Here is an 18,178-nt window from a genome sequence, read left to right as displayed (position 1 = left end):
CGATCCGCGAAGTGGGCGAACTGAACAGCCGGTGTTTCGGACAGTGTTAATTGTCCATTTGGCCACAGACCGGGAGTCACTTTTTTGAGCTCATGACAGGCTGGTGCTGGTCGCAAAAATAAGACAGACCGAAAACGCTATTAGCGACGATATATAATCGCATAGCCATGCAAACAGATTTCTGCGCCCTTTATGGTCCCATCTGGTTCTGGTTATTGATAATCTCTAGCTCGTTGATCGCAGCCTCTCTCGGCGCAGCAGTCCCCCGGGGACGACTGGGCGGACCGGGTCGCCCCCAAAGGCAAACCGGTTCCAAGAGAGAAAGCGGAGAACCCGTGGGCGACGATCAACGCCGTGGAGATCAGGAAGGCATGGAGAAGCTACTGCTACTGCAGTTGCTGCTGATCCTGCTGGACTGGCTGCTCCAAAGAAACGGGCTCAGCTAGCACCCAGCCAGCCGAGCCCGGAGTGAAGGCGGGCCCCGGCGTGAATAACGGCAGGTCGGGGCCTCGTCTCAAATCTCTCCGCGCTAGCTTAACAAAAACATGCCACAGATGGTGTCCGCCGTCGCGAGTCTCCCGTTTATGTCGCAAAAACCTGTCTGCCAGCGAAAACCGACAGCGTCATCTATGTCGATCACAGATAGGAATGGCGGGCGCGGATCTCCAGACCGGAGGCACCCGTCGTGCTCGTCGCCGAGCTGGTGATGAGCACGACCCGCGAGTGCGGGTCACCGACCGCGACGGCAGGCGTCAGGTGCAACCAGCGGAACGCCGAACCGGGGCCAGTCGCGTCGATCTCACCAGTTACGTCCGAGCCGGCCGCCAGGTCCCACGTATCCGTCGACACCACGGCGGCGCGCATGGTCGCGCAGTCGACCAGGAGTCGCTGCCCGTCCAGCAGACCACCCGGGCGGGCGATGCTGCCGCCGGTCGCGACGTCGACCAGGCGCGGGTTGACAGCTGGACCAGTCCACCGGAGCACCGCGTCAGTGATCGGCCCAGTGGACTCGGCCACGGGCGTCACGACCTGAGACGCGGCGTTCGCCGACCCTGCCCACGTGCTCTCGACCTCGCCCCGCCAATACACGCCTGGCACCCGCATGATGACGCTCACGCGGGCGCGGGCCGCGCCCACGTTGACGTCGGGATCCGACGCCGAATCGAACGCGACGTCGGCGACGCGGACGATGCTCCCGGTCTGGTACTTCAGCGACATCAGCCGATGCTGCACGCCGACCAGAGCGGCCAGCGCCTCCAGGTTGCGTTCCAGCTGTTCGTGCCCACCATCGGCGCCGGCCGGAGTCGCACCGGTCAGCCCGAACGTCAGGCCAAGCGTGGTGGCGTCGTGGTCCAGGCCGACGAGCGGAAGCTCCCCCGCCCGGCCCGGCATCGTCACGTGGACGGACCGGATGCCGGGCAGGGGCCTGCGCTGGGTGCCCTTCTTGAGCTTCCAACAGCCCTTCGGATGGTCCAGGGATACCCCGTCGAGCGTGTAGGTCGGCATGTTAGACCACCCCCAGGGCCCCGGTGTATTGCAACCCGCGGTTGACCGTCACCGAGGTCGGCTCGGCCTGCGGGTAGTGGTTGACCACGTTCACGACCGTCCGCGCCGACGCCTGACCGCCCGCGAGACCGTCCGGAACGTTAACGCCAGGCACCACCATGTCGGGCATGGTGGTCTTGCTGACCATGGTGGTCAGCTTGTCCAGCGACGACATGACCAGGCCGGACGCCTGCTGAATGCCGACCGCCATACCGGCGGGCAGCATCCGGCCGATCGCGGCGAAGACCTTCGACGGCGACGCGATGCCGAGGGCTTCCCGCACCCAGTCGGGCATGATGTTGCGGAAGAACCCGAGAAGCTGCTGCTTCAGCCACGCACCGGCTGCCTGCACGCCCTGCCACAGACCTGCCAGCAGATCACGGCCCGCGCTGGTCAGCAGGGTGCCGAGGCTACCGAGAGCGGATTTGATCCGGGCCGGAAGGCCGACGACCCACGTGACCATTTCGACGAACTTACGGACTGCCGCGTCCTTGGCCGCTCCAACCCACTTGTCGAAGCTGGCTCCCAGCTCGCCGAACCAGGCCAGGATGCTTTTGACCTTGGCGACCGCTTCGCTGATCTTGGTTCCGACCCATGCCCACGCGGCGGCGGTCGCAGCTTTGATCTTGTCCCAGTTCAGGACGATCGCCGCGACCACGGCGACCACCGCAGCGATGATCAACCCGATCGGGCCCATCGCGATCAGCCAGGCCGCCGCCATCCGCGCGGCCTGAGCGAGAGCCTGAGCGCCCATCAGCACCCAGCCCCCCACGACCTGAGACGCTGCGACGATTATGGAACTGGTGGCGGCGATCCCGGAGGCCATCATGCTGCTGGTGGCCGTCACCGTGGCAGTGGCGGCGGCCGTCACCGCTGGAACCATCGATCCGAACGCCCCCACGACACTGATGATCGGGCCGACGATCGAGCTGATTTGAAGGCCGGTTGCGACGAGCGCGGCCAGCGGAATCAGCACCGGCCCCATCTGAGCCAGAGCCGCCACGAGCTGCACGACGACGGGCACCAGCGGTGTGATCGCGGTCAGCGTGGAGGCGAAACCTTGACCGATCGCGAGCAGCCCTTCCTGAACAGCCGGATCGGCGAGCGCCTGAGACAGAGCCGCCGCGAACGCGGTCAGCGCGGGGCCTGTCGCGGCCAACGCTGGCCCGAGCGCGGACACCGCTGCGGCGATGCCAGGGCCGAGCGCGGCCGCGATGTTCGCGGCGTGCGGCGCGACCAGGGCAAGCGAGCCGGCGAGCGCCGCGAAGATCGGGAACAGGGCGCCGCCGACCTGCTGGATGCTCTGGAAGATCGCGACGAGCGTCTGCTGCCCCTCGGCGCTCTTCAGGAAGGCGTTGACCTCGCTGGCGAGCTGCCCGACGATGCCGAGCGCCCCGCCTCCGGAGGTTTCCATCGCGGCGAACACCGACCGGACAATCCCGCCGACGTCGCCCAGCAGCGAACCCAGCTGTCGGAAGACCGTCAGGGCGTTCTGAACCCAGATGAGCGGCTTACCAGCCTCCGCTGCTGCGTTCAGCCAGGCCGTGAACCGCTCGGTCAGGGTGTTGATGCCGCTGCCCAGCCCTGCGAAGGCCGGAAGCGACGAGGAGACGAACGCGGCGACGGCCTGCAGCAGCCGCTGCATCGTGCCGGACTCCAGCCCGCCAACGGTGTTGGTCAGCGTCTGGAACACGCCGTTGACCAGCGAGATGGCCGCTGCGCTCTGCCCGAACTTCAAGACCTCGCCACCGAGCCGCCCGAACTGGGAGGCCGCACCCGACATGCCCGACTGAAGCGGACCAATCAGGGCGTTCGCGGCGGCGGTGATCTGCCCGGTCAGCGGGACGAAAAAAGCATCCTGGACCGACGACTTCAGCCCGTCGACGGCTGGCTTCAACCCGCGAACGTCTCGCGTGGCCGCCTGCGCGGCTGGCGACAGCCCCGCGATGGCCGCCTCGAACTTTTTCGGGTCGTCTCCGAGAGCCGCCTTGAAGGCGTCACCCACCCCGCTCAAAGCGATCTTGAACGTCATGACCGCTGCCGCCGCCAGGGCGAACGCCGCAGGTAGCGCGGCCACGATGCCCCCCGCAGGCGCGAGAGCCCCCGCGAACGCGACCACGCTTTGCGCGGAGACCGCCATCGCCCCCGCCATCACCGACGCCTGCAGAGCAGTCGCGACGAACCGCGCGCCCATGGCGGTCGCGGACTTGGAGATGGAACCGGCCGACCCGTCGATCTTGCCCGCATGCTCCCGGAAGGCGCCGGAGATCCGCCGCATAGCGGCCGTCGCGCGGTCTCTCACGTCGATCGTGGCGAACAGTTCGCCGATGTTCAGCGCCACGTCCTCCCCCTCCGCTTCGGCTCGTCGTCAGGGGTCAGGGCGCGGGCGATGCGGGTGTCAGCGAGCAGCAACCCGAACAGGCGGGTCCGCAGCCACCGCCAGGAGCGGCTCCGCAGCAGGCCGGGCTCGCCGAGGTCGACGCCGTACTCGGTATGGAGATCGGCCTCAACCAGCGGCCAGCGCGTCAGGAGGTCGTGCCAGGCGACTTTGCGGCCGTCTTCGACCGAGAGACCGTCGTCCGGGTCGTAGTAGTCGCGGAGCCCCGTGACCGGGTCGATCGGGCCGCCGCTGCCCGCCTCGTCGCCCGGTTCGGGGCTGGCGCTTCCCCCGACGTCGACCAGAACTTGCCCGCCGCATCAGTGCCCGCCGCGACCCAGATGAGCGCGGTGGTGCCGACGTGCTGAATCTTCGGCCAGGTCAGACCATCGGCGAACAGCTCGTCCCAGACGGGCCCGAGGATCCGCTTGTAGAGGTCCTGCTCCTGGTCGTCGTCCAGGACGACGGCCGCCAGCTTGGTCAGCTCCTCGCCGTCGACCTCCTCGCCGGCCTCAGCGGCGATGCCCGCGTTCATGAGCCGCTGGCACAGCAGGCCGACCTCGGCGTCCGGGGCGGGGATGACGTACGTCTTACCGCCGACCGGCAGCCGGAGCGAGTCGTCGAAAAACTCGTCGAGATCCTTGAAAGTCGCCATGGGTTACTCGGCCACCGGGTTCTCGATCTCGGCCGGGGCGCCCTGGCCAAGCAGCGTGAAGTTGAATGGCTCCAGGTCGGTGACCGCGCCGCCCTTGGTGAACTCCGACACCGTGGCGGTGCCCTCGTAGGCGTCCGGCGCGCCGTCCTTGCGGTACCAGCGGACCTTGATGTTCGCGCCGAAGCCGACGACACGGCCCGCCTGGCGAATCCGCTCCTGACCGGGGTCCGGGGTGAACACCGAAGCGTCGGAGCGCTTACGGCGCCCCTCAGCCTCGATGGACCACGTCCGCTGGGTGACGACGGTGGAGCCCCAGCCGTCCGACTCGAAATCGCCGTCGTCCTCGGTGTTGTCGTCCGTGGTCTCCGAGAAGGAGGTCAGGCCCTTCACGGGCGTCCAGGTCGGGGTCTCCACCGGCCCCGTGTTGACTTCCAGGACCCAGTCCTTGGCCAGCAGAGAACGCAGCGCCATGATCATGTCTCCTTGTTGAGCGCGTACCGAAACGCCGATAGCGGAACCGCTACCGGCAGGGGAAGAAAGAGAGGTCAGAGGCCGCGGTTCGGCGACGGCCGATGCACCATCAGGTCGTAGCTGTCGGCCCGCTCCCACCGGCCAGAGCTGTCACGCCCCAGCGGAGCGACGATCGTGCGGCGCGACAGCAGCACCAGCACGCCCGTTGAAAGCCGCACACTGGACAGGCCATGCAGGGCGTCGAACACCCCATCAGCCAGGTCATCCACCACACGCGGGTCAGACTTGGCCCGCATACGGACCTGCAGCTGCACGCTGGAGTCGGCCTGCTCGACGTCGTCGCCCGCCTGGCCGACGCCGTACACCGCGAGCGTGACCGCCTCGTCAGGTTTCGTAGGCAGACCACCGATCGTGATGGCCGTCTGCGTGTCGGCGTACATGCCGCTCGGGACCCAGTCGCCCACCGCGGCGCCGGCCAGCAGCTCAGCCAGGCCAGTGAGCAGATCACGCGTCCAGCTCACCGGAACGCCCCTTCCAGGTGCTTGGCGAGGATCTTCAGGACGTTCGCGGCTTCCTCAGCGAGCGCCTTCTCCAGGTACTTCGCCCCACCCTTCTTCGGGTGGTCGTAGTCCATCTCCTCGTGCTGGCGCACCGCGTACGGCGTGTCAAAGGACACCGCAGCGACCAGGCGAGACGCGTCCACGCTGGGCGCTCCGGACCGCTCCAGGTCACCCGACTCGTGCGGGGCGTTATGCCGGGCCGTCGCCAGTACCGCTTCAGCCGATTTACGGAGCCCGAGCACCGCTGACCGTTTGATCTGCGCGGACAGCTGCTCCGGGCTGACCTTCTCGTTGTATTCGACGTGGCGGGAAACCATCAGCGGCACACCACCTCAACGTGATCAGGGGTCGGCAGGCCGCCGGCGTCCCGGTCGAACGACGTGATGACCGTGGTGACCCGGCCGTTGACCGTGACCCGGCTTCCCTCTGGGCACCGCGTGCCAGGGCGGAAGAAGATCGTCGTGTCGGACACGGTCTCGGCGCCCTGCGCGTCGCGCACCAGCCGCCGCTCGTCGTCGACGAGGCACCGCTCCGTCACCGCAGGCCCGTACACCGCGCCGTACGCGCCGTCACCCTCGAACGGTTCGATGATCGCGGTGTGCCGCAGCAGCCACTCGGGAAGCGTCACCAGGGGCTCCCGTCGATGACATAGCCCGGCAGCAGGCCCGCGAGCTGCAGGATCGACGACGCATCCGGCGCGTACCGGGCGGGCGCGCTGTCGGCCGATCCACCGCGCTCCAGGCGCACCGAACCGATCGACACCGTCTTGAACGCCGACGCGACGCCGAACTCATCGCCGACCGCGAGCGTCCACGCGGCCTGCGCGCAGGTGGCCCGCTGCAGGGCGTCGATGTCGGCTGGTCGGGTCGGCATGCCCGCGTCGTCGACCGGGTAGACGGCGCTGGTCAGTAGCTCATCGATCCGCTCGGATGCCCGCGACAGCCGCCGGTCGATATCAGCAGGGGGCGTAGCCTGCCCCGTGAATTCCGTGTACTCGGCAGCAGTCGCGTACGTCATCGGCTACGCCACCGGCAGTTCGTACACGGCTACCGACACCCCGACCGGGTCGGAGTAGTCGATGAACACCTTGCCGTTGGCCTGCCGGTACACGTCGGGGAACGGCGGGATCAGCACGTCACCCGTCAGGGCCGGGATGGTGTACGGCCGGTCCTCGACGTCCTGGCCGTCCACGGTGGCCGGGATCTGCACGGTCACGGTGCGGGCGGCCGCGTTGGTGTTCTTCACCCGCAGCTGCCGCCGAGCGGAGTGAACGAACGCGTGCCCGTCCACGTGCGCCGGGGTCAGCGTGGCCGCCAGGTTCAGGCCGGCGCGGGACATCGCGACAGGGGTCAGGTCAGTTCGAGCCATCGTCGTTCTCCTCGTCGTCCTGGCCGAACTCCTCGATCAGCGCCGCCTTCGACAGTGCTTTCGCGTCCGACTCGTCCATGCCGCGGGCGGCCGCGTACGCGACCCATGCGGCCTTGTTGTCGTGCTCGGACGGGCGGGCCGGACCCGCAGCGGAACCCGCTGCGGGCTCGGCCGGTGGCTCCGGCTCCGGCGCGGGCGCGGGAGCCTGGAGGCACAGCCAGACGTCGAGGTTGTCCAAGCGGATGGACCGCTCGGCACGTTCGACCGTCTGGCCGGTGCGCGTGTTGCGGTAGACGTAGCCAGCACTCATCAGGTGTTGGCGTCCTGCTCGATGTCGACCTGGATGATCAGGTCCGTGGGGCTGCCCGCGACCGACACCACTTCAGCGGTGAGCGTGTCGCCGACGGCGAACTTCAGCACGCTGACACCGTCCCCGTCGAACACCTTGGTGGCTAGGACGCCAGCCGCCCACGTGGACGCTGTGGTGACCGACAGGTCAGCCGAGCACAGGTCAACGCCGTTCTTCGCGGCGTTGACGACCGCACCGGTGCCGCCGAGGCGGTAGGCCCGCACCGCCTTGACCCTGCACGCGACCGGGGCGCGCCACAGGACATTGACGGAAGCGCCAGCGGGTGCCTTGAGAGTGAGAACCTTTTCGGTGAGACGAGCCTTGACGGCCATCGCGCACCTTCCTTCCAGAATGCGAAAAGCCCGCCGGGTCGGCAGGCTGCGGGAGGTTCGGCGTAGGTGCGCCAGGGTCAGGAGGTCTTGTCGACGCCCTTGATGAGGACGGCCCTGTTGGCGTCGATCGTCTTGGTGCCGTAGAGGCAATCGACGCTGACGATGTCCTGCTTCTGGTCGATGTCGTAATCCATCACGACGCGCAGACCGAAACCCTTGTAGCTGGCGACGGCCGCGTTGGCGGCGCCCTGCGGCAGCACCAGCGGGCGCGTGACCAGGGCGAACGCCGTCCTGTGGAAGGACACGCCGACCTCGGTGGTGCTGTTACCGATGACCTGCGCCGGGGTGTAGATGTTCTGGGTCTGATATGCCTCGTGGCCGAAAACCCTTCGGCCCAGGTTGGCCTCACGCAGACCATCGGTGTCGCCGCGGGTCTCCGCCGAGTGGAACAGCGGGTCACCCAGCCACTGGGCCTCGATCTCCGGGCCGACCACGAGGTAACGGTCCGCAGACGGCACGTTGCGCTGGTTGAGCACGCGGCGCGCGTCGATCGCGCTGCGCGGGTTGGAGTGCGCGAACACGTTGACGCCGACCGGGTTCCCGGCGAACTGGCCGGTCACGCCGACTTCCTGCGTGATGTCGTCACGCAGCGACAGGATGTCCCTGTCGATTTTCTGGCTGATCGCTTCCATCGCGGGGTTCAGCAACTGGGTGCCGAAGTCCTCGATCCGGAGGGTGAGGTCTTCGCTGGTCACGGCGAAGGACACGTCGGCGAAATGGTTCAGGGTGACCGGAATACCGGTTTCGGTCGCGTTCTGGATCTCGATGCCGACCGCGCGATCGAACTCCTTCGCCTGGAAAACCGCAGGCTTCCGCACGTTGACCGTGTCGCCGATCTTCGCGGCGAAATCTTCGTCGTAATCCCTGTGGACGAGCTGCGCCATCACGCAGGTCTCATACAGGGTGGCCAGCGCCGCACGGGCGATGACGCTGGGGGTCAGGAAGTTGTTAGCCATCGGGCCTTGCTCCTCACAGACGGAAATCGGTAGCGGGACCGCTACCGGCTTGACGACCGCTTCTTGAACTGCGCGCGGAAGTCGTCAACGGACTTGGACTCGGCGTCGTTGGGTCGTCCACCAGGCCCGCCAGTGAACTCACCCCCGGAACGCGCGGGCGGCCCCGCCTGGGTGGCCGCCTTGAACTTCGGGTTGTTCTCCACCGCGAGCTGAATAGCGTCGGTGAGCTGGGTGGAGAAGTCAGCGCCGTCCGGGTCGAGATCCCGGACGACCTTCAGGAAAGAACGGCTGTCGAGCAGCGCATCAGGGTCAGCGCCGACCTTCGTACTGCCCCGGTGAACGGCGAGCTCGATCAGCGCGCGGCGGTGCCTTTCTTTCTCCTGGTCACGCTCCTTGGCCGTCTGGTCCTTCTCCGAGGACAGCTGATCGATGACCTGCTGCGGGTCGAGCGGCTGCTCCTCCTCGGAGATCAGCCCGAGCGCCTTACCGATCTTCTGCGCGAACTCGGCCTGAGCCCGCGCGGTGACCTCCTCCGGCGTGGGACCAGTCGTGGCCGCAGACTCCTCGGCGGCCTTCTGCGCGTCCTTGAGCTTGGTCCGGAAGTCAGCCGCCTCCGCCCGCGTGTCCTTGATCAGCTTCTTGGCCCACTCGGGAAGGTCATCGACCTTCTTCGGGTCAGGGCGGCCAGCATCGGACTCCGTGGTGACCTCGGGCGTGACCTCGGCCGAAGGGGACTCCTGCGGCTGGCCTCCGCTCGGCTCGTCGTCCGGAGCTCCACCGGCCTGCACACGGATGGGCTGGCCGTTCTTCCTGTAGCCGAGGATCGCACCGGGCATCGTCGGCAGAGTGTTTTCGATCATGACGGGATGGCCCTCCTGGGGCTGTCGCCGGACAGAGAAAGAGCCCGCGCCTGGCGGGCTCACGGGAAATATGGGGGTCAGCTACCAGCCGGAGACCTACTGGTCCGGCAAGTAGCGGTAGTAGACGCGCATCCACAGCAGCCGCAACGCCCGCTGCCGAGGATCACCTTGGGCCTTGTACGGGCACGACGCGACCGGCATACCGCGCTCCCCGGCCAGCCGGCCGAACGTGATCGCGGCCCGGCGGTCAGTCTCGGTCATAGGCCGAACTCCCTACCTGGGCTGCCCGCACGGATATTCGCCGCGGCCTTCTTATCGGCGTCCCGGTTCAACCACAACGCCCGGAACTCCGTCAACGTCAACCTCGGGTTGTCCTGCCACCAGCGTTTGAGTTCCTCGCTGGCATACGCGCGAGCCCGCGCGGTCGGCCCCGAGAACAACGACTTGTCGTTGACCCCGCTGGCCTGGCCCTTCTTGTTCAAGAAGACACCCCGCGTCGCCGCCTCAGCCGCGTCGTACTGCTGATCCAGCCACTGGGCGTACATGCGGCGCACCGTCTGGTCGACGTCCTCGCCCGGCCAGGCTTCCGCCTGCACCAGGGCGCGGCGCTCCTGGCGCTCCAGCTCAGCCGGATCCAGGCCATGCACCTCGGCGTACGCCTCCATGTAGGAGTAGCGGCCCGTCGCGATCAGGTCCGAGATCCGCCTGTCCTCCGGCGTTTCCTCGTCCTTCCAGTTCCACGACCACTGCTGACGCTCCTTGGTCGCCGCCTCGATACGGTCCAGCTCAGCGAGCATGCGGACCATGCCGTCCTCGTCGTCCTGGTAGCGCAGCATCAGCGCCGTCAGGTGATCCTCGGTCAGGTCACCCAAGTCGTCGACCTGCGCCAGGAACTCGATCGGGTCGTCGGCCGCCGCCGGGCCGGCCGCCTTGCGTTCGGCCTCACGCTCGTCGGTGCGGCGCTGCGTTTCCTGCGTCAGACGGGCCGTGATCTGCCCGTCGCCTGCGAACCGCTCCTTGAGCCGGTTGATTTCTCCGTCCGGCAGCTGCTCCAGGTTCCTCGGGGACGCGTCGATCCGTTCCCGAGCCGGAGTCCGCCGCAACCCAGTGGCCTTGGTGTGCTCACGTAGCCGCTGCTGGTAGCCGGCGATCTTCCCCTCGGCCTTACGCCTGGCCTCAGCGTCCAAGGCGACGGCCGCGCGCCGCTTGTGGTCGCGGACCTGCCGCTCCAGGTAACGCTGCTGCTGCGAGTCACCATAGGACGCGGCCCGCTCCTGAACCTCCCGCGGCCGCGTCACGCCAGGCAGGTACACCGACAGAGAATGACCGCAGTTCGGATGCAGCAGACCCGCCACGCGGGCCTCCTGCACCGTCCCGGCGACATCGACCTCGACCATGCTGTCGTCGACCTCGGACGGCTCCATCCGGACCCCGGCCCGACCCGACTGCGACAGGATCTTGCCCTCCCACCGGCCGCACGTAGAGCACGTGTACGGCAGGCGAGACACGATCACCAGGTCCATGCCCGCGTCACGCAACGTCGCCATGTGCCCATCGGTGGCCGCCCTGGCCATCGCGGTCCGCATCGCCATCTCGACGTACTGCGGCATACCCCACGTGCGAGGCTCCCGGTCGGGGGTCTCCCGCGTCTTGAACCCGGTGATGCCCTGCGCCGCGAACCGGTTCAACGCCCGCTGCGCCGCATCGCGGCGCGTCTCCGCACCCACCAGGGCACGGCCCGCGGTCTCCGCGATCACCCGCCGGTAGTCGTCCTCGGTTGCCCGCAGCGCCGCTACCTGAACCGAGGTGATCATCCGCACCGTTTGCGCGGCCAGCTCAGCCACACCCTGACCAGGGTTGATCAGGGCCTTCGAGCCGAGCTTCCGCGCGTCCCTAAGCGTCCGCTCCAGCCGCTTACGGACCCTCTCGTCGTGGACGCCCACTACCGCGCCCACCACCGCAGAGTCCATCCCAGCAGCCCAGGCTTCCAGCACCGCGCGCTGCGCTGCCACCTTCGCAGCCGCCTGGAGACGGTTGATGATCCGCTCTGCGTCCTTCCGGAGCTGACCGATCTCACCGAGCCGCTTCGCCTCCCACAGGGAGGTGTCGTCATCGTCGAGACCCTCAGCGACGCGGGCCGCCACCCGGGCGAGCAGCGCCTCCTCGGCGTCGGCGTACATCGCCGCGACCAGTCGCGCCTGCTCCAGCCCTTGCGTTACCGCCTCAGCCGGAGTCCCGGCCATCAGTCGTCGTCGCCAGAGGCCGACGGAATGAACGCCTCGGCCAGCTCAGCCGGGTCAGGAACGTTCAAGCCCATCTCGTCGCGTAGCCGCTCCTTCTCCGCCTGCACCTGATCGGCATCCCATTCGGGGTGCAGCATCCGGATCCGGGTGTCCAGCGACACCGACTGAGCACGGACCAGCATGTCGAGCGTGCGGCTCAGCGACTCAGGGTCAGGCATGACGCCGTCCGGCCACGCCACGGTGGCCTTCTCGGCGCTGACCTTGCTGCCGTAGATGTGGTGGTCGACGGCCAGCAGGACCTCCGACAACCAGGACAGGGCGGGCGTCCAGTAGCCGACCTTCCGGCCGCGCGTGGAGTACGACCGGTGGCGCTGCATGTGGATCTCGGTGGCGGTCTGGGCCTGGCCGTCGCCGCCCTCACCGAAGCTCTGCACGCTGTAGCCCGAGCCGCGAAGGATCTGCGCGATCAGGCTTTGCGCCGTGTCGCTGTGCTCCTGCACGCGGATCGCGAACTGAGACATCGTGATCATGTTGGAGCCGCCACCCGGAGGCGGCAGCATGCCGAGACCGGAGTAGATCTCCCTGTCCGGATCCCACATGCTGCCCCGGCCGCGCCCCGTGTTCTGCAAGTAGACCTCGGGGACGATGACGCGGGCCTTCGCCAACCTCAAATCCCGCATCCAGGACGTCCACGTCTCATCCAGCGCGTCCATCAGCGGCTCAACACCCGAGTAGTCCGAGCGGCCGAGCGACGTCCCCCGCAGCAGCCGATGCGGCCGCATGTTGGGCACGTAGTGGACCAGCAGGCCCCGCTCGTAACCCGAGTCGAAGCCGCCCTCAGCGTCCACCTGCGGCGCGAAATGAGCTGTCGCCGGGTGGTCCTCCAACGGCACCTGCTGACCGAGGTGATCCTCATCGCCCATGTAGAGGCCGTGGTAGACGCGGCCCTTCTCATGGCATTCCAGGTGGCGCCACACCTGGCGGTCCTCATCACGGACGACCCGGTGAAACGTCACCGCCGCCAGCCGGCCGGAGCTGAACTCGGGAATGCCCGCGTCGGCGGGCAGCGCGTCGAACACCGGGTGGTCGACGCCGGTGTCCCAGCCGATCCGTAGATACACGCCGCCGTAGGCCGCGCCCAGCTCGGCGGCCTCCAGCAGGCCGCCGTAGATCCCGGCTTCGTGCAGGATCTTGTCGAGCCGCGCCTGCCCCTTCTTCCCCGGAACCTTCAAAGTCGGAGGCTCGCTGAACAGCAGGTCGGCGCTCGTGGCCGCGATGTCGCCCGCGATGGGGACATGGAGCTTCGTGCTTCGGCTCTGCCCGGCCGGCGTCGGCGCAGCCCAGAACCAGCGGACAACCCGACCCATCACGCCACCAGCGCGCAGCGGCCGGTCCCAGCCCTTCAGGTCCAGGCCGATGCCCGGCGACACGCCCGCTCCGTACACCTCGGCGAGCCGCTCCGGAGAGCCGGAGTACCACGCTCCCCACTGGTTGTAGAGCCGCATCTCCGGACGAATGGCGGGCGGCGGCCACTCCTGGTCAGTAGTGGGGAGCGGCATCAGACGCCCTCCTTCCGTTGATCACGTGCGCTCCATGTCCGCCAGAGCAGTAGCCGGTTCGGTCCACCCACCGGCGATGCGGACCTTCGCCTCGACCATGTCCGGGTTCGGCTCGCAGTCCGCTCGCTCGAGTACTTCCGCCGCGTAGGACGCGGCCTCAGTGGCGGTGATCCGCTTCAGCTCAGGCATCAGACCCGCTCCGGCCAGTGCCAGGTGCCCGGCGTGTCACCGGGGGGCACGTTGAACTCCTGGAAGGAGCCGACCGCGCCGGGGGTGAAAACCTCCAGGTGAACGTGCTCAGGTGAGTCCAGAGCTGGTACCGCGCCGACCGCGACGCCTTCAGGGTCCAGCGTGTGAACGTCAGCGGTGACGATCGCCGCCCGCACCGCGTGCAGGCCGTGCTTACCGCCATACCGGACGATCCGGCCCGTCGTCGGCAGTGGGGACATGAGGGTCTCCTGTCAGGTGATGGGGACGGGGCCGGAAGGCAGCACGGGCCGTTCCACGGCTCCGTTCACCCGCACCCACGCCATGTAGGTGCCGTCCGGCAGTGCGATGACCCCGCCGGGGCCGATGAGGATGCGGGCGCGGGCGCCCGCCGCGGTGACGTTGGCCCACTCGGCGGGATGCCAGTCGTCTTCGGCCGGCTCGGCGCCGAGGTTGACGAACGCAATCTCCACGTCCTCCGTCCCGGATGCGCCCTTGACGGAGATGTAGAGGTATGGGCGAGACAGCGAAGAGATCGGTTTCACGCGAAGTCCTTACGTTGTCGGCGGGTCGGCCGACCATCCGGTGCCAGGCGAGGACGCCTCCCACAGCACGAAAGGCGCCGACGCCTCCCACAGCACGAAGGGCGGACTGACCTGCAGCGGCGCGGTCAGCCGCGTGATGCGGGTCGCGGTGTCGGCTTCGATGGCCTGGCCCAGCAGATGGGTTTTACGGCCGGTCAGGGCGTAGGCGGCGCTGACCTCAGTGGCCTGGCCCAGCAGCGCAGAGCGAGCCGGCCGCAGCGCAGCCGGGGCGGTGGTCTCGATGGCCTGGCCCAGCTGGTAGACCTTGCGGGCGATGACCGGCAGCGCCGCGCTGACCTCGGTGACACGGCTGATGGCGGCCCCGGCTGACCCGGTGACCTCGTGCGCGCTGTCAGCTTCAGTGGCGTGGCCGAGCCGGTGGGCGTGGGCGGGCCGCAGCAGAGCGCTGATGCTGCTCTCGGTGGCGTGGCCCAGCAGCCGGGTTTTTCTCCCAGTTAGGGGAGGTGACAGGCTGACCTCGGTGGCCACGCCGAGAGCGCGGGTTTTAACGGCCCGCAGTCCGGCGGCGGTACCGGTTTCGACGACCTGGCCCAGCTGGTAGACCTTGCGGCCCGTGACCGGCAACGCGGTATTGGTGTGGCTGACCCCGGCGATGGGTGCGGTGATCTCCGGGAATGCCGAACCGAGTTTGACGTTGCTGACTGCGACGCTGTCCAGGTACCAGTAGCCGCCCGTGTCCCTGTGCAGATGGAACTCGGCGTTCTTCGGTTTGCCGCCGGGGAACGTCAGGGCCGCTGAGCTGACGTACTCGCTTTCCACCGCGAAGTGGGGGTTGAAGTACTGCCACATCTCGACGGTGCCGCTGCCGAGTGCGTCGAGGGTGTAGCGCAGCTCGAGACGCACCCACTGGTTCAGCGGGACGACTTGGGTGAAATTCGCGGCGGCCGGTGAGGAGTAACCGCCGTATGCCCAGATCCTGCCGCTGGGTTGGAGCCAGACGCCGGAGATGACAGCGCTCTCGCCGATGAGCACGAACACCCGCTGGGGGCCGGCGACGTTCGCCACCAGGTACATGTACAGCCGCGCGCAGAACACGTTCCCGGGCTGGCCGACGTTGTTCCAGTCCAGGTGGGTGTCTGCGCCTGAGGTGGGGTTGAGTGCCGACAGGCCGGAGGGGCCGACGAACTGCGCGGCGCTGAACTGTGGTGCGCCGACGATGGCGCTGAACGCGTTGCCGGAGCTGCCGCCGGAGTTGCCGGTGGTGATCGTCGCGCCGTTGGTGCCGCCGTTGAAGGTGTTGCGGTTGGTGATCGGCTCCGGGGTGGTGAACACCACGTCGTCGATGTAGGCGGCGTCTTCACCGGCGGTCTGGGAGGTGTCTTTGACGTAGCGGAAGACGACCTGTGTGGCGGCGGCGACGCTGATTTCCGCCGACTGGGTCCAGGCCACGGTGCCTGACGTCTCCAGCACTTGGACACCGCCGACGAGGACCCTGAAGAAGTCATAGCCCGACTCCGAGCTGACCCGGTACCAAAACCGTAGGGTGGTGGCGCCGGTCGGCACGGTGATCGCCGCGTCCGTGGTCGCTGAGTGGCCGATGGTGGCGGACTTGAAACACCAGCTCCCGGCGCGAGGAGTGACCGAACTACGCGCCCAGGTGCCCGCGATGGTGAAGGCATAGCTGGTGTCTTCGAAGTCCTCACTGATGGAGGCCATGCTTACTGCGCTCGGTAGAACCCGGCGGCCGCGATCTGCGCGACAACGTCCGTGCCGTCAGGGATGATCGGGAAATCGTGGGCGCTGATCGGGATGATCGCTGAGTCGGCGGATGCGGTCGCGGGCCGGTAGCAGACCAGGAACTTGCTCCAGGCGCCGCCGGTGCTTTGCACACCGGTCCAGGTTTGGTCAGCGATGTCGAGGTCAATGCGGTCGTTGACGTCGTCGGGGGTCAGCGCCGCCAGGTCAGCGGCGGCCAGGACCTTACGGCCGTATCCGGGGTTCGTGGCTTCGTTCGTGGTGCCCGCGACGACGTCCGCGAGAGAGTCCTTGTCCTTGAGCACGGCGTCGGATTCGACGCCGGTGGCGGCCAGGACCACGACGAGCAACGCCGCGGTGGACGGGTCGCCGCCCTTGACGCGGTGATAGAACTCCGCGGCGCGGCCGAGGGCGACGTTGAAGGTGAAATCAGCCACAGGGGAGCCTCTTTCTGCAAAAGGGTGGGGTGGTCCGGATGGCTCCCTGGCCTGTCGATGCCCCTCAACACCGGCAGGGCAGGGAGCCACTGCGGCTCGACGCACACCCGCAGGGAAGCAGAACGGTGTGCGGAGCCGACACGTCCCAGGTGTGCGAGAAAGCCCTGGGACGTGGCTTTTAGGCGGCGATATCCATCAGCGGCACCCAGGCGGCTTGCGTGGTGTGCAGCGCGTACCGGACGGCGTCGAGTGCGTGGTCATCGACCTTGACGGGGGCGTCGTCGCCCCGCTCGGCTTTCTTGTCATCCCACGCATATGAGCCGATCTCACTCAAGAATCCTTCGCAGGAGCGGTGCACCCTGAGCTGATCGGCGGCGATGAGGTTGGAGACGGTGCGGATCCCGTCGATCACGCTGTTGTCGCCCATCGTCGGCGCGTGCCCGTCGCGGTGCAGTTGCGTGATGAAGCTCGCGGCGGACGGGTCGACGATCATCCACTCGGGGACGACCCCGCGCGTGCCTGGCCCGTAGGTGTCGGGCAGGTCCTCCAGCCACCGGGTGAGCCGCTTGGAATATTCGGCGTCGGTGAGCTGTCGGCGCTCCACGCGGGAGTCCCACCGCCATTCCGACGCCAGGTAGACGCGGCGCTGCCCGAGCAGGTCCGGGGTGGAAACACCGACGAGGACCGCGTCGAACGGGTTGACCGTCCCATAGTCGATGCCCAGCGACAGCCAGCGCTCCATGGGCGGCAGCGAGTCCACGACCATGCGATCCGGATCCCACATGTCGTAGATCGCGCCCTCGGCGACGACCCACAGCCCGAGAATGAACCGCTTGTACCAGAGGCCCGTGTACTCCAGCTTCAGGTTCTGGACGTACAGCGGATCCAAGGCCGGGTTGTCGTCCAAGGTGAAGTGCCAGTGGTTCAGGTCCAGCTCGTCGGCCCGGTCGAGGAAATGCTTCTTCAGCCAGTGCGTCGGCGAGTCCGGGTTCGTCGAGGCGAACAGCTTCGCACCCTTGACGCTCAACCTGGCGAGGAGCTGGTCCCAGAAAGACCGCTCGATCAGCGTGGCCTCGTCAACGTACGCCCCGGCACACGTCATACCCCTCAGCCTGTTTTCCGCGCGCGCATCGTTGGAGCTGATGATTTCCACGCGGCGGCCGAGGATGTTCGCCGTTGGAGCACCTCTGGTGTAGAGGATGCGGCGCGACAGCGGGCCGGTGATCGCCGGATCCATCAACGGATCGAAGATATTTCTCGCGATCGTGTCGGCCGTCTTACCGACGACCACCAGGGCGCCACCGCGAGGAGCGTTCGCCACGTACATCAGCCACCTGAGCAGGGAGGCGATCGTCTTGCCCGACCGGATCGCGCCGCTCCAGATGTTCAGGCGGGCCGAGCTTTCGGCGATCGAACGTTCCTGCTTCGGCGACAGCGACACCACGCCGAGGCTCACGCGTCGTCTCCGGACTCGATCTCGGAGACGATGTCGGCCTCCACGATCGTGTCGACGTCGGGATCAGCGGGGATGTACCGGGACTGCAGCTGCGCCAGCATGCTGCCCAGCAGCGATGCCATGTCGGTGTCGGCGACCCCGTTGCGGTTGATCAGGTCCAGGCCCAGCAGGGCGGCCCGCCGGTTGATGGTCTTCAACGCGGTTTCGCAGGCGGACACGTCGGCCTTGATGACCTTCGGCCACAGCGCCGCCATGATGCGGTCCAGCCGGTCGATCTCCAGTCGCAGCAGGTGCTCGCTCGCGAGGTGCTCCTGCTTGGCGGCCCGCTGCAGCGCGCGGTCAATGTCCTTGCTGACGGCGGCCGCGCCCGAGTAGCCGAGACGTTCCGCGATGACCGTGGGAGACACGCCCGCGGTTCGCATCTGTACGGCCTGGTGACGGCG

Annotated in this window: 23 protein-coding genes; all 23 read right to left on the bottom strand. The window is 67.8% G+C overall.

Features of this window, described 5'->3' with window-relative positions:
• Window positions 1-636: 636 nt before the first annotated feature.
• Window positions 637-1,506 (bottom strand): hypothetical protein, encoded by an 870-nt coding sequence (locus ABT130_RS08815; RefSeq protein WP_350954041.1) that lies wholly within the window; start codon window positions 1,504-1,506, stop codon window positions 637-639.
• A 1-nt stretch (window position 1,507) separates the two neighbouring features.
• A complete protein-coding gene (locus ABT130_RS08810) occupies window positions 1,508-3,886 on the bottom strand; it encodes a phage tail family protein (RefSeq protein WP_350954039.1) in 2,379 nt (792 codons plus the stop codon).
• 184 nt (window positions 3,887-4,070) lie between these two features.
• Window positions 4,071-4,577, bottom strand: a complete 507-nt coding sequence (locus ABT130_RS08805) for a DUF7426 family protein (protein WP_350954037.1) — start codon at window positions 4,575-4,577, stop codon at window positions 4,071-4,073.
• Window positions 4,578-4,580: 3 nt separating this feature from the next.
• Entirely contained in the window at window positions 4,581-5,048 is a 468-nt protein-coding gene (locus ABT130_RS08800; protein WP_350954035.1) for a phage tail tube protein, read from the bottom strand.
• A gap of 74 nt (window positions 5,049-5,122) precedes the next feature.
• The gene (locus ABT130_RS08795; RefSeq protein WP_350954033.1) at window positions 5,123-5,569 is read right to left on the bottom strand and encodes a minor capsid protein; all 447 of its coding nucleotides are present in this window, start codon (window positions 5,567-5,569) and stop codon (window positions 5,123-5,125) included.
• The gene (locus tag ABT130_RS08790; RefSeq protein WP_350954031.1) at window positions 5,566-5,925 is read right to left on the bottom strand and encodes a hypothetical protein; all 360 of its coding nucleotides are present in this window, start codon (window positions 5,923-5,925) and stop codon (window positions 5,566-5,568) included. Before ABT130_RS08790 ends, ABT130_RS08795 begins: the two co-directional genes overlap by 4 nt.
• Window positions 5,925-6,236 (bottom strand): hypothetical protein, encoded by a 312-nt coding sequence (locus tag ABT130_RS08785; RefSeq protein WP_350954030.1) that lies wholly within the window; start codon window positions 6,234-6,236, stop codon window positions 5,925-5,927. Before ABT130_RS08785 ends, ABT130_RS08790 begins: the two co-directional genes overlap by 1 nt.
• Window positions 6,233-6,625, bottom strand: a complete 393-nt coding sequence (locus ABT130_RS08780) for a head-tail connector protein (protein ID WP_350954028.1) — start codon at window positions 6,623-6,625, stop codon at window positions 6,233-6,235. Before ABT130_RS08780 ends, ABT130_RS08785 begins: the two co-directional genes overlap by 4 nt.
• 3 nt (window positions 6,626-6,628) lie before the next feature.
• Window positions 6,629-6,976 carry a hypothetical protein gene (locus tag ABT130_RS08775; protein WP_350954026.1) on the bottom strand — a complete coding sequence of 116 codons (348 nt, stop codon included), beginning with the start codon at window positions 6,974-6,976 and terminating at the stop codon, window positions 6,629-6,631.
• Complete coding sequence (locus ABT130_RS08770) at window positions 6,963-7,286, bottom strand: hypothetical protein (protein ID WP_350954024.1); 324 nt, start codon at window positions 7,284-7,286, stop codon at window positions 6,963-6,965. The genes ABT130_RS08775 and ABT130_RS08770 overlap by 14 nt, the downstream gene beginning before the upstream one ends.
• A complete protein-coding gene (locus ABT130_RS08765; protein ID WP_350954022.1) occupies window positions 7,286-7,657 on the bottom strand; it encodes a hypothetical protein in 372 nt (123 codons plus the stop codon). The genes ABT130_RS08770 and ABT130_RS08765 overlap by 1 nt, the downstream gene beginning before the upstream one ends.
• Before the next feature lie 77 nt (window positions 7,658-7,734).
• On the bottom strand, window positions 7,735-8,673 hold the full coding sequence (locus ABT130_RS08760; protein WP_350954020.1) for a major capsid protein: 939 nt from the start codon (window positions 8,671-8,673) through the stop codon (window positions 7,735-7,737).
• A 41-nt stretch (window positions 8,674-8,714) separates the two neighbouring features.
• Window positions 8,715-9,533 carry a hypothetical protein gene (locus ABT130_RS08755; RefSeq protein WP_350954018.1) on the bottom strand — a complete coding sequence of 273 codons (819 nt, stop codon included), beginning with the start codon at window positions 9,531-9,533 and terminating at the stop codon, window positions 8,715-8,717.
• 96 nt (window positions 9,534-9,629) lie between these two features.
• Entirely contained in the window at window positions 9,630-9,794 is a 165-nt protein-coding gene (locus ABT130_RS08750) for an Rmf/CrpP fold protein (protein ID WP_350954016.1), read from the bottom strand.
• Window positions 9,791-11,776: a phage minor capsid protein gene (locus ABT130_RS08745; protein WP_350954014.1), complete on the bottom strand. Its 1,986-nt coding sequence runs from the start codon at window positions 11,774-11,776 to the stop codon at window positions 9,791-9,793. The genes ABT130_RS08750 and ABT130_RS08745 overlap by 4 nt, the downstream gene beginning before the upstream one ends.
• The gene (locus tag ABT130_RS08740; RefSeq protein WP_350954012.1) at window positions 11,776-13,335 is read right to left on the bottom strand and encodes a phage portal protein; all 1,560 of its coding nucleotides are present in this window, start codon (window positions 13,333-13,335) and stop codon (window positions 11,776-11,778) included. The genes ABT130_RS08745 and ABT130_RS08740 overlap by 1 nt, the downstream gene beginning before the upstream one ends.
• A gap of 21 nt (window positions 13,336-13,356) precedes the next feature.
• On the bottom strand, window positions 13,357-13,524 hold the full coding sequence (locus ABT130_RS08735) for a hypothetical protein (protein ID WP_350954010.1): 168 nt from the start codon (window positions 13,522-13,524) through the stop codon (window positions 13,357-13,359).
• Window positions 13,524-13,784, bottom strand: coding sequence for a hypothetical protein (locus tag ABT130_RS08730; RefSeq protein ID WP_350954008.1), 261 nt, complete (start codon window positions 13,782-13,784; stop codon window positions 13,524-13,526). Before ABT130_RS08730 ends, ABT130_RS08735 begins: the two co-directional genes overlap by 1 nt.
• A gap of 12 nt (window positions 13,785-13,796) precedes the next feature.
• Entirely contained in the window at window positions 13,797-14,087 is a 291-nt protein-coding gene (locus ABT130_RS08725) for a hypothetical protein (RefSeq protein ID WP_350954006.1), read from the bottom strand.
• Window positions 14,088-14,096: 9 nt separating this feature from the next.
• Window positions 14,097-15,803: a hypothetical protein gene (locus ABT130_RS08720; protein WP_350954004.1), complete on the bottom strand. Its 1,707-nt coding sequence runs from the start codon at window positions 15,801-15,803 to the stop codon at window positions 14,097-14,099.
• 2 nt (window positions 15,804-15,805) lie between these two features.
• Window positions 15,806-16,279, bottom strand: a complete 474-nt coding sequence (locus ABT130_RS08715) for a hypothetical protein (protein ID WP_350954002.1) — start codon at window positions 16,277-16,279, stop codon at window positions 15,806-15,808.
• Between the two features lie 178 nt (window positions 16,280-16,457).
• Complete coding sequence (locus ABT130_RS08710) at window positions 16,458-17,735, bottom strand: PBSX family phage terminase large subunit (RefSeq protein WP_350954000.1); 1,278 nt, start codon at window positions 17,733-17,735, stop codon at window positions 16,458-16,460.
• A complete protein-coding gene (locus ABT130_RS08705) occupies window positions 17,732-18,157 on the bottom strand; it encodes a hypothetical protein (protein ID WP_350953999.1) in 426 nt (141 codons plus the stop codon). The genes ABT130_RS08710 and ABT130_RS08705 overlap by 4 nt, the downstream gene beginning before the upstream one ends.
• Between the last annotated feature and the right edge of the window lie 21 nt (window positions 18,158-18,178).

This window comes from Streptosporangium sp. NPDC001681 (assembly GCF_040298085.1).
Lineage (GTDB): Bacteria > Actinomycetota > Actinomycetes > Streptosporangiales > Streptosporangiaceae > Streptosporangium.
Note: the sequence above shows the minus strand (reverse complement) of the source record. Positions and strands in the feature narration are given on the sequence as shown.

Excerpts from the sequence above, each read along its gene's own strand:
- ABT130_RS08815 (WP_350954041.1), bottom strand. The coding sequence starts at position 1,506 with ATGCCGACCTACACGCTCGACGGGGTATCCCTGGACCATCCGAAGGGC.
- ABT130_RS08805 (WP_350954037.1), bottom strand. The coding sequence starts at position 4,577 with ATGGCGACTTTCAAGGATCTCGACGAGTTTTTCGACGACTCGCTCCGG.
- ABT130_RS08800 (WP_350954035.1), bottom strand. The coding sequence starts at position 5,048 with ATGGCGCTGCGTTCTCTGCTGGCCAAGGACTGGGTCCTGGAAGTCAAC.
- ABT130_RS08790 (WP_350954031.1), bottom strand. The coding sequence starts at position 5,925 with ATGGTTTCCCGCCACGTCGAATACAACGAGAAGGTCAGCCCGGAGCAG.
- ABT130_RS08780 (WP_350954028.1), bottom strand. The coding sequence starts at position 6,625 with ATGACGTACGCGACTGCTGCCGAGTACACGGAATTCACGGGGCAGGCT.
- ABT130_RS08775 (WP_350954026.1), bottom strand. The coding sequence starts at position 6,976 with ATGGCTCGAACTGACCTGACCCCTGTCGCGATGTCCCGCGCCGGCCTG.
- ABT130_RS08770 (WP_350954024.1), bottom strand. The coding sequence starts at position 7,286 with ATGAGTGCTGGCTACGTCTACCGCAACACGCGCACCGGCCAGACGGTC.
- ABT130_RS08765 (WP_350954022.1), bottom strand. The coding sequence starts at position 7,657 with ATGGCCGTCAAGGCTCGTCTCACCGAAAAGGTTCTCACTCTCAAGGCA.
- ABT130_RS08760 (WP_350954020.1), bottom strand. The coding sequence starts at position 8,673 with ATGGCTAACAACTTCCTGACCCCCAGCGTCATCGCCCGTGCGGCGCTG.
- ABT130_RS08755 (WP_350954018.1), bottom strand. The coding sequence starts at position 9,533 with ATGATCGAAAACACTCTGCCGACGATGCCCGGTGCGATCCTCGGCTAC.
- ABT130_RS08750 (WP_350954016.1), bottom strand. The coding sequence starts at position 9,794 with ATGACCGAGACTGACCGCCGGGCCGCGATCACGTTCGGCCGGCTGGCC.
- ABT130_RS08745 (WP_350954014.1), bottom strand. The coding sequence starts at position 11,776 with ATGGCCGGGACTCCGGCTGAGGCGGTAACGCAAGGGCTGGAGCAGGCG.
- ABT130_RS08740 (WP_350954012.1), bottom strand. The coding sequence starts at position 13,335 with ATGCCGCTCCCCACTACTGACCAGGAGTGGCCGCCGCCCGCCATTCGT.
- ABT130_RS08735 (WP_350954010.1), bottom strand. The coding sequence starts at position 13,524 with ATGCCTGAGCTGAAGCGGATCACCGCCACTGAGGCCGCGTCCTACGCG.
- ABT130_RS08730 (WP_350954008.1), bottom strand. The coding sequence starts at position 13,784 with ATGTCCCCACTGCCGACGACGGGCCGGATCGTCCGGTATGGCGGTAAG.
- ABT130_RS08720 (WP_350954004.1), bottom strand. The coding sequence starts at position 15,803 with ATGGCCTCCATCAGTGAGGACTTCGAAGACACCAGCTATGCCTTCACC.
- ABT130_RS08705 (WP_350953999.1), bottom strand. The coding sequence starts at position 18,157 with ATGCGAACCGCGGGCGTGTCTCCCACGGTCATCGCGGAACGTCTCGGC.